Origin of the sequence: Telmatospirillum siberiense, from assembly GCF_002845745.1 — a bacterium.
Lineage (GTDB): Bacteria > Pseudomonadota > Alphaproteobacteria > Rhodospirillales > Magnetospirillaceae > Telmatospirillum > Telmatospirillum siberiense.
In genome coordinates this window covers 93,182-100,466 of the sequence record NZ_PIUM01000025.1, presented here as the reverse complement: position 1 = coordinate 100,466, position 7,285 = coordinate 93,182, and the positions used below count along the sequence as shown (strand labels likewise).

Here is a 7,285-nt window from a genome sequence, read left to right as displayed (position 1 = left end):
CGATAACAAATCTAAACAACCACCCAACTTCCGCGGGGTGGAGCAGCCCGGTAGCTCGTCAGGCTCATAACCTGAAGGCCGCAGGTTCAAATCCTGCCCCCGCAACCAAAATTCTATAGAAATATCAACGAATTAGCCCGCCAATTGGCGGGCTTTTTTGCGTCTGCAATACCCGGTCCGGAATCATATCGGAATCATCAGGGAGAAAAGTCTGGCGCGTCACGGCGTAGATGGCTTGTCGCGATGAGACCGATTTTCAGGATAGAAAAATATTGACGATGAACCGTCATCGCGGCGCAGCATCGAATCCTTCGGCAGGCTGCCGAAACGCTCGCTATTCGTCAATCCGAGCTTACCCGTTCGTAACGGCGACGATATTCGGCGGGCGTGACGCCGGTCCGGCGTTGAAAGGCTCGGCGGAATGTGTCGATATCGCCGAAGCCGCAAGCGGCGGCGGTCTGTTTAGGGCGCTCGCCGGCTTCAAGCATCCGCCGCGCGGTGTCGATGCGGACGTTTTCCACCCAGGCGGTGGGTGTCATACCGATTTCCTGGCGGAACAACCGCGCCAAATGGCGGGGGCTGAGGCCGGCGCGCGCGGCAAGCGCTGCCAAGCTGGTATCGATGCCCGGATTGGCGATCACCCAGCGCTGGATTTCTTGAAGCGCCGAACGGCCGACGGGATTGGCCTCGCCACGTCGACTGAACTGAAGCTGGCCGCCCGGTCGCTTGAAGAACATCACGAGTTGCGATGCAACTTTTTTGGCGATGTCGTGGCCAAGATCCTCTTCGACCAGCGCGAGGGCCAGGTCGAGGCCGGCGGTAACACCCGCGGCCGTTCGCACCGGTCCATCGCGGGCGTGGAGCGCATCGACCTCGATGCGAACCTCGGGAAAAGCTTGGGCGAGGTGCTCGGCGACCGCCCAATGGGTGGTGATGCGCCGCCCATCAACGAGGCCGGTGGCGGCCAGCAGCATGGCGCCGCTGCACACCGAGCCGAACCGGCGGCTTTTCGGCGCGTTCGTACGAAGCCAGTCGATGATGCGCGGGTCTGCGGGCACGTCGCCGAGATGGGGCGCTCCCGCGATCAAAAGGGTGTCGAAGACGGCAGGCCTATCGAACCCGATAATCTCGTCGGACAGGAGGCGCAGGCCGGAGGAACTGACGATCGGGCCTTCGGCCGTCGCGACGACGCGGGGGACATAGGCCTTTTGACCCGATTGGACGTTGGCTTCGGCAAAGACATCGAGCGGGCCCGCGACGTCGAGCATCTGCACGCCGGGCAAGGCAAGGATGGCGATGGTCCTGGGGGTGGTTGCGCGTTTCCCGGAGGCGTGTCTCATTGTCGGGTCAAATGTCCATTTTCATCGTAACACGACTATAGAGGACGAAGCGACGATTGCCTAGCTTTGGAGAAGCCGCAATCAAGGAGACGAAACATGACCAACGCCATCAAAATTCCCGACAGCAGGCTTGCCCGCGAAGTTACCGAACTCGTCCGCGACACGGAATCCGAGTTGTTGTTCAACCATTCGAGCCGGGTCTATCTGTTCGGCGCATTGGCCGGCGGGCATCGCGGCCTGACCTTCGATTCGGAGTTGCTTTACACGGGGGCGATGTTCCACGACATGGGCTTGACTAAGGCTCATAGCAGCGCCGACGAACGCTTCGAGGTGGACGGTGCCAATGCGGCGCGGGATTTCCTGAAGCGTCACGGCATCGCCCAGGCCGACGTCGACACGGTATGGACAGCGATCGCGTTGCACACGACGCCCGGAATCCCGCAACATATGCATCCGGTGGTCGCGCTGGTGACGGCGGGCGTCGAGATGGACGTGCTCGGCCTGACCTATCACGACTATTCTGATGCCGAGCGCGAGGCGGTGGTGCAGGCCTATCCCCGGACGCAGCATTTCAAGGAGGACATCATCCAGGCCTTCTACGATGGCATAAAGCACAAGCCGGAAACGACCTTCGGCAACGTCAAGGCCGATGTCCTTGCCGACAAGGAGCAGCACTTTCATCGCGGCAATTTTTGTAGCGTCATCCGCGGTTCCCACTGGCAGGACTGAGTTTCTGCGCAAATCGGATGGGCGGCGCATCACTGATCTCTGTCATCCGGTCCCGCGAGAAGCGCGGAGGATCGATCCGTCATGCTTCTTCGATCATCGATCAAGACCGGTGACGCATCATATTGCCACCTTTCCCACGTTCCAACGGGTCGCGTTATCGGACGTTGGATGCGCGTGCCGTGCTTCGCGTGTTGAGAGAGGTGGAGGTTCGTGGGCGCTATGAGTCTACCCGCCGCCTGCGTTCCACGATCGGTAGCGTGTTCTGCTATGCTGTCGGCACGGCCCAGGCGCCGAACGACCTCACCTTCGCCCTTCAGGGCGCCTTGACCAAACCGACCGTCACTCCGAGCAAACCGGGTCCATAACCTGGAGGCCGCAGGGCTCAAATCCCGATCCATCCGTCGTAGTATTCTCTGATTTGCACAGGGGGAGCGATGCTGTTTGCGGAGACGGTGATGGAGATCCGAATTTTGCAGAAACAGGGGAAGGGTGTTCGGGAGATCGCTCGACAGTTGGGGGTGTCGCGCACGGCGCCATCTGCGCGGGGTGGATGCCGGCTATACGCCGCTCCGGCGCGGCGGGATCAGCTGTCGGCATTCAGAACAGAGATTTTTGTTGTGATGGCGCGGTATTCAAGGAACATGTGAACTCTCCACCGTAATATCATCCCGAATGCAAGCGTAAAAAACAACGCGATCGTTTGTTCTGGTGAGAGAATGGTGATGAAATAATGTCTAGTAATAATCCGTATTATAACGAGAATTATCATCATAAAAATAAAATAATTTGATCGTTTTATTTTTATTTCTTTTCCTACTTTCACCAGCCGTGACGTTGACATCATGGGGTAAGCCAGTATGCCTCCGCCAATGACAAATGCAGCTACGGCAAATGTCCAAGAAATGCGAAAGGAAGGAAGAAGGAACATTGAGAATCCCGTCGCCATACCCAAAGGAGGCATGATGATGTTTTTGATTGATACCGTGCTGCGGCTTTCTCGAATGCGCCATGCCACAAGAACGGTCACGCCAATCACAGAGCCGACCATCGACATTCCATCAGGTGCTTGCATCGGGAATTCTCATCCGTTTTTGTGTCGCACAGCCAAGTTCTCGGCTGTCTCTGCTCTCTCTTGATCGTGGACCGGATCCATGGCCTGATCCCGTTACGGCGGTCTTGCTAGTGCCCCACCTGATCGGCCATGGGCACCAGATCCCGATAGACGGCATCCGGAACGTCGCCTTGCCAGTGATGGCTAACCCCGGCAAAAATAGGAATTGCCAAGAGCAGCAGAAGGCTGGCGAAGATCCAGACCGCGTTGCCTGAACGGCTGGGAGCTCGCACGATCCGTAAGGAGAAATTCAAGGCGCCTGGGTGCGGACAGGTGCTCAGGCAACGTAGGCAGGCCGTGCATTCCGCCGAAATGATTTTTGACGAACGATCCACAGGCAATCTGGCCGGACAGGCTCGAGTGCATCTGCCGCAACCTGTGCAGACATTGGCATTGCGGCGAATTTTCATGGGGCTGGCCAGAGACACGATCCCCATCAGGGCGCCATAAGGGCAGAGATAGGTGCACCAGAAATTCGGGATCACCACCGACAAAAACGCCAGGAGAGCCAGCCCTTCCAGCGTTTTTTCACCGATGTGCCGAAAGAAATTCAACATTTTCACATCGGCCAGAATGCCGAAAGGCTGATGCATGAAAATATCGATTCCGCTGGCCGACATGCTCCCGGCTAAGGAGAGAGTAAAGCCCAGCAATAGATATTTGCTCCCCTTCAAGATGCGATCGGGCCAGACTGGCAGGCGAAACGACTTTCCGAAGACTCGCTGGCCGAGCCGCCAAAGATGTTCCGACAAGGTTCCAATGGGACAAAGCCAGGAACAGAAGGATTTCTTCAAAAGAAGACTGATCGTCAGAAAGGCGACGAGAAGAAACATCGCGGCCGGATGAACCGACGGAACACGGCCGGTCGTCAGAAAATATTTCAGATTCAAAAGTCCAGCGATCGGCAACCAGCCGTCGACACCGGCCGGACGGACGGGCGGTGTGCCCACTCCTCTCGTTTCGAAAAAACGAACCCAAAAGTAAAATTGCGTACCGATATAAATATTAATCAATATGAAAAAATATTGGATTGCTGTTCTAATTTTTTGTGTTCTGTTTGGTGTTGCGGACACGGGGCTGATTTCCTTCATGACGATCGCTGACGGATGCCGTGCCGACGATCCATAGTATGTCTGTCCTTAAGAAACCAACGCCCGGCTGGAAATGGCAGGCAAGCCATCCGGGCGGCGGCCTCTTCTTCGGAAAGCCGGGGCGATGGTCTCCATCGATCGGAATGGGGAGCCCGGACCCCGCGATTTGCGGCATTTCGCGTGAGACTACCGACCAGCGATGGGCGGTAGGTCTTAGCTTTCGAAGGGGGCTCCAAGGAGGAGATCGCACACGTTGGGGATTTCGAGACCTGGCACCAAGCGGCGCCCGATGTCCGCCAGACCTGTGCCTATGGCGGTGTACGGCTTCTTCCTGGCGACCTCGGCGAGCGCCTCCGTAAACGCCCTCTTGAAGCCGAGACGCGGGTAGAGTGCGATCGTATCATCGATGAGTTGGGGCGATATCTCGTCCATTCGAAGCCCCATAACGTCGACATGGGCACCGAAATGCACGAGCGCGACTTCGGGTTCCCTGCGCTCGGCGATGTCGGCGGCCGAGTGAAAAGCAATGGCATCCCAGACGATGTCGGTCTTTGCCTTTGGATAGTCATGGGCATGCAGAAATTTACTCGCAGCGTCGGCTCCGTCGACTTCGAAGCGCTTGTCGCCAGCGTGATCCTGCGAAAGCCCCAGATCGTGGAGCAGCGACGCGAGATATACCAGTTCTCGATCGTATTTCATTTCCCGCTTCTTACCGATGAATTCCGCGAACCACCATGTCCGATGGACGTGATGGAGGAGCGCTTTCGAATGGGCTTGCTCGGCGAGCGCGGCGGCTTTGCGGGTGAGTTCCGAATCCGGCGCGATAATGCCTCCGATGGTGACCGGGGTGTTCATCTGTCTGTCCTCTAAATTCCGGCTCATCCGAGCCTGATTATCTCCAGAGACTCGCTCGCCGAATGTTTGGCGGCAATGACATTAGCCCCTCGTATTCTGCCAGCCACTTTACAGGATGCGCCCGAAGCGAAAGCGATGATCCTGTGGAGAGACGCCGTAAGCCTCCACCGCAAGGATGCGGTCGTGCTGCTCGCATCTCCCAATGTATCGGGTCGCGTTCGTTGCCATCGCAACGGATGACGCAGGCCGAAACGATATTGGCAGGATAAGAGGGCTCAGTGTCATTGATGCCAAAGACGCGAGCTTCCTACTCTGGCCACAGATGGCTTTGACGAGCCGGTCGGCTTGTCTGTGCCCGTTGCGGGCACTTTTAAATCCAAAGGAGCAGAGTTTATGACCGATCAAGTGAGTGCGGCGGCAGTCCCCGAGTGGCATATCAAGGGCGATTGGTTCGACGAATGCACATGTAATTCTCCATGTCCTTGCACCTTTGCTCAGCCGCCGACCGGGAACCATTGCGAGGTGTTGTGGGCCTACAGAATTACCGAGGGCCACTACGGCAAGACACCGATGGCGGGTCTCAACGTCGTCCTGCTCTCCGGCTTCGATGGCAACCTCTGGGCCGACACCAAGATCGACTGCGGCTTCTTCTTCGATGCCGCCGCCGATGACGATCAGCGGGACGCTCTCGTTAAGATCTTCACCGGCCAGGTTGGCGGCTGGATGTCACAGTTCGTGCCGGCCCATGTGAAGGGGGTTACCGGTATTGAATTTGCCAGGATCGAGCTTGAGATCGAGGACAATCTTGAACGCTGGAACGTTCGGGTGGACGACCGGGTCGAGGCAGGCGGTGCGCCGATGAGTGGTCCGACCTCCGATCCGACGAAGCTGCTGCAGAGCTTCAATCCGCCCGGAAGCGAGGTCGGCCCGACCGAGGCGCCGGTAACATGGGGTAAGGGCAACGGCGGGTACTGGTCGGCATTGGGCTTTCAAGCAACTATCCCGGCCGGGCAGGCGAGCAAGCATATCCCGTTCGACTGGTTCGGACCCGGCCGATGATAAGATTCGTATTCGCCGCTTCGCGATCGGCCGCGACTGCACTCGGCCGCGGCTCATCGACGCCGGGCTGGGCGATCATTGTGGTGGCGCTCAGCCTTGCGGCCTGGTTCGCTGTGTTGATTCCCATGGCTGACATGGACCATGGCCCAGGCACATCGCTTCACGATCTACCGATGTTTCTCGTCGGTTGGATCGTCATGCTGACGGCGATGATGCTTCCGTCGGAACTCAACTATATAGGCGCCTTTGCCGTGCTACTTCGGGGGCGCGGCAAGCCAACGATCGAGCGGCAAAGGAGGATGCTATCCTTCATTGCCGGATATGGCGTTGCCTGGATCGCTTATGGCCTGTCGGCCTATCTTCTGGACGCAGCAATTCGCGCGGCAGATCTGAAGGTAATGGCCTGGAACCGTGCCGGGCCTTACTTGGCCGGCACGGTGCTTATCGGTGCAGCTTTATACCAGCTATCTCCCCTGAAGCACGCGTGTCTGAAGGGGTGCCGTTCGCCCCTTTCCTTCTTCGCGCGTTATTGGCGAGAAAGCGATTTGGGATCGGTGGCGATGGGATTCCGGCACGGATTAGTGTGCGTCGGCTGCTGTTGGGCACTGATGGGCGTGATGTTCGCTGTCGGCGCGATGAGTCTGAGCTGGATGGCGCTGCTAAGCCTGTTTATGTTCGCCGAGAAGATGCTCCCCAAAGGACGAAAGCTCACCACCCCGATCGCAATCTTTCTTGGGGCGATGGGGCTGTGGATCGCCTTCTCGCCCGAGACGGCCCCTCTCCTCAAAGATCCGATGATGTTCGCCAGCATCTGCAACGGGCGCTGACGGATCGAGGGCCGCGGTACCAGGACCTGACCGGTCGCGTTCGTATCGATCTGGTACTCGGTGTCAAGGCTGGCCGAACGAACTCACTTTGGTTCTTGGGCGTCGGTCGAAATGTGACCCATCGATGCGCCGGGGTGGGGCGAGCCGTACCCCGGCGTTGAGCTTGAAGCGAAAGGCGGAAGTCCCCATTCGAGAGCTGGGGAGAGCCCGTGATCGGATTCGAGGCGCGGGTCACCAATAGGTGAAGCGAGGCCCGCTGGCGCGGCTCTTCGA

At 58.2% G+C, this 7,285-nt stretch carries 8 protein-coding genes and 1 tRNA gene; 5 read left to right on the top strand and 4 right to left on the bottom strand.

The genetic code is table 11. The features are described from left to right. Nucleotides 1–31: 31 nt before the first annotated feature. Nucleotides 32–108, top strand: a tRNA-Met gene (locus tag CWS72_RS19285). Nucleotides 109–341: 233 nt separating this feature from the next. Here CWS72_RS19285 and CWS72_RS19280 read toward each other — a convergent pair. Further along, complete coding sequence (locus CWS72_RS19280) at nt 342–1,340, bottom strand: GlxA family transcriptional regulator (protein WP_101252265.1); 999 nt, start codon at nt 1,338–1,340, stop codon at nt 342–344. Between the two features lie 96 nt (nt 1,341–1,436). Here CWS72_RS19280 and CWS72_RS19275 point away from each other — a divergent pair, with 96 nt between their 5' ends. Next, a complete protein-coding gene (locus tag CWS72_RS19275) occupies nt 1,437–2,069 on the top strand; it encodes an HD domain-containing protein (RefSeq protein WP_101252264.1) in 633 nt (210 codons plus the stop codon). Nucleotides 2,070–2,191: 122 nt separating this feature from the next. Then, nucleotides 2,192–2,434: a phage integrase central domain-containing protein gene (locus CWS72_RS28840; RefSeq protein ID WP_420824077.1), complete on the top strand. Its 243-nt coding sequence runs from the start codon at nt 2,192–2,194 to the stop codon at nt 2,432–2,434. Between the two features lie 218 nt (nt 2,435–2,652). Here CWS72_RS28840 and CWS72_RS19265 read toward each other — a convergent pair whose 3' ends face one another. The 3 genes from CWS72_RS19265 to CWS72_RS19255 form a co-directional block, all read right to left on the bottom strand. After that, complete coding sequence (locus CWS72_RS19265; RefSeq protein ID WP_101252263.1) at nt 2,653–3,141, bottom strand: CcdC family protein; 489 nt, start codon at nt 3,139–3,141, stop codon at nt 2,653–2,655. 107 nt (nt 3,142–3,248) lie between these two features. Further along, nucleotides 3,249–4,271 carry a 4Fe-4S binding protein gene (locus CWS72_RS19260; protein ID WP_101252262.1) on the bottom strand — a complete coding sequence of 341 codons (1,023 nt, stop codon included), beginning with the start codon at nt 4,269–4,271 and terminating at the stop codon, nt 3,249–3,251. 213 nt (nt 4,272–4,484) lie between these two features. Next, nucleotides 4,485–5,126, bottom strand: coding sequence for an HD domain-containing protein (locus tag CWS72_RS19255; protein WP_101252275.1), 642 nt, complete (start codon nt 5,124–5,126; stop codon nt 4,485–4,487). Between the two features lie 393 nt (nt 5,127–5,519). On the opposite strand from CWS72_RS19255, the gene CWS72_RS19250 reads away from it, so the two are divergent. Together CWS72_RS19250 and CWS72_RS19245 are read left to right on the top strand one after the other, a co-directional pair. Beyond that, nucleotides 5,520–6,185, top strand: a complete 666-nt coding sequence (locus tag CWS72_RS19250; RefSeq protein WP_101252261.1) for a DUF1326 domain-containing protein — start codon at nt 5,520–5,522, stop codon at nt 6,183–6,185. Beyond that, a complete protein-coding gene (locus CWS72_RS19245) occupies nt 6,182–7,012 on the top strand; it encodes a DUF2182 domain-containing protein (RefSeq protein ID WP_101252260.1) in 831 nt (276 codons plus the stop codon). The genes CWS72_RS19250 and CWS72_RS19245 overlap by 4 nt, the downstream gene beginning before the upstream one ends. Nucleotides 7,013–7,285 lie beyond the last annotated feature (273 nt).